Raw genomic sequence first — 1,429 nt, 5'->3', positions numbered from 1 at the left:
GTCCGGCGCGGCGGCCGGCGCGTCCCGCACATGGGTCGACTCCGCGCGGGGCGGCCCGGCGGCCTCCCCGGCGGTGCCGTCACCGGCCTCCGGTACGTCGCCGTCGCCCTCGCCGACGCCCGCGGGCGTCGCCCGCACGTCGCCGCCGCCTCCGGCCGCCTCCCGGACGGGAGCGCGGTCCTCGGGCGACGGCTGCCGCTGGGCGGGCACGAAGGCCGCCGCGTCGTAGGAGGGCGGCAGCAGAGCCGCCATGATCTCGTCCGGGGTCGGCCGCCGCTCGGGCTCCTTCGCCAGGCACTGCGCGACGAGCGCGGCAAGATCCTCCGGCACCCCGGTCAGGTCCGCCTCGTCGTGCACCACCTGGTACGCCACCTGGTACGGGCTGTCCGAGTCGAACGGCCCCCGCCCGGTCGCCGCGTGGACCAGCACCGCGCCCAGCGCGAACACGTCGGCGGCCGGACCGACCTCCCGGGGGCGCTGGAACTGTTCGGGCGCCATGTAGGGCGGCGAGCCGATCACCTTCCCGGTCTCCGTGCGCAGCTCGCTGTCGTACGGCCGGGAGATCCCGAAGTCGATGACCTTCGGCCCGGAGTCCGGCAGCAGCACGTTGCTGGGCTTCAGATCGCGGTGGATGACCCCCGCCCGGTGGATGTCCCGCAGCGCCTCGGCCAGCCCGGCGGTGAGCCGCCGCAACTGCGCCGGGTTCATCGGGCCGTTCCGCTTCACCTGCGCGGAGAGCGTCGGACCGGGTACGTACAGGGTCGCCATCCAGGGCAGCGGGGCCGTCGGGTCGGCGTCGACGACCGGTGCGGTGAACGCGCCGCTGACCCGCCGCGCGGCCGCGACCTCCTGCCGGAAACGTGCCCGGAACTCGGGGTCCGCCGCGTAACTCCGGTGCACGATCTTGATCGCCAGCGGGAGCCCCGACGCGGACGTGGCGAGGTGGACGACACCCATGCCGCCCTCGCCGAGACGTGCTTCCAGGCGGTACCGGCCGGCGTACTCGGGACGTTCCGTTTCCGGATCCGGCCCGACTTCCCGCAGCGGTGCCATCACCCACCCCCGTGTGTTCGACCGCAAGCGCGACGCACGGAGCCTATTCGATGCTTCGCCCTTGCCGCGCAAGGCTTGTTAGCCTGCGCGTCACCTGTACCGATTCGACCCGGGGGAGGGCCGCATGGCCATCGAGGAGAGCACCACCGAAGCGACCGCGTCATCGAACGGAGCCGAGTCCACGAGCACCGTGGAGACGCTCTCGGAACCGGTCGTCCCACAGGGCGCGAAGACACTGGCCGTCGAGCCCGCCGGCCTCGCGACCCTCGGTTACGAGTACCCCCGCTACCCGATCGCACCGGGCTACCGGGTCTACGTCCGCACCGGACCGGGCACCAACTACGCCGCCATCAGGCTGCTGCCGGTGGGGGCGATG

Annotated in this window: 1 protein-coding gene and 1 pseudogene; one reads left to right on the top strand and one right to left on the bottom strand. The window is 73.8% G+C overall.

Translation table 11 applies throughout. The annotated features are described in order from the left end of the window. On the bottom strand, window positions 1–1,053 hold a 1,053-nt coding region (locus ACWD3D_RS37080; RefSeq protein ID WP_451465025.1), incomplete at its 3' end, for a protein kinase domain-containing protein. Window positions 1,054–1,177: 124 nt separating this feature from the next. On the opposite strand from ACWD3D_RS37080, the pseudogene ACWD3D_RS37075 reads away from it, so the two are divergent. Then, window positions 1,178–1,429 (top strand): annotated as a pseudogene (locus ACWD3D_RS37075) (hypothetical protein); the annotation flags it as partial.

It is taken from the genome of Streptomyces sp. NPDC002690 (assembly GCF_053592415.1).
The sequence above is the reverse complement of the archived record's forward strand: the minus strand, read 5'-3'. Positions and strand labels throughout refer to the sequence as shown.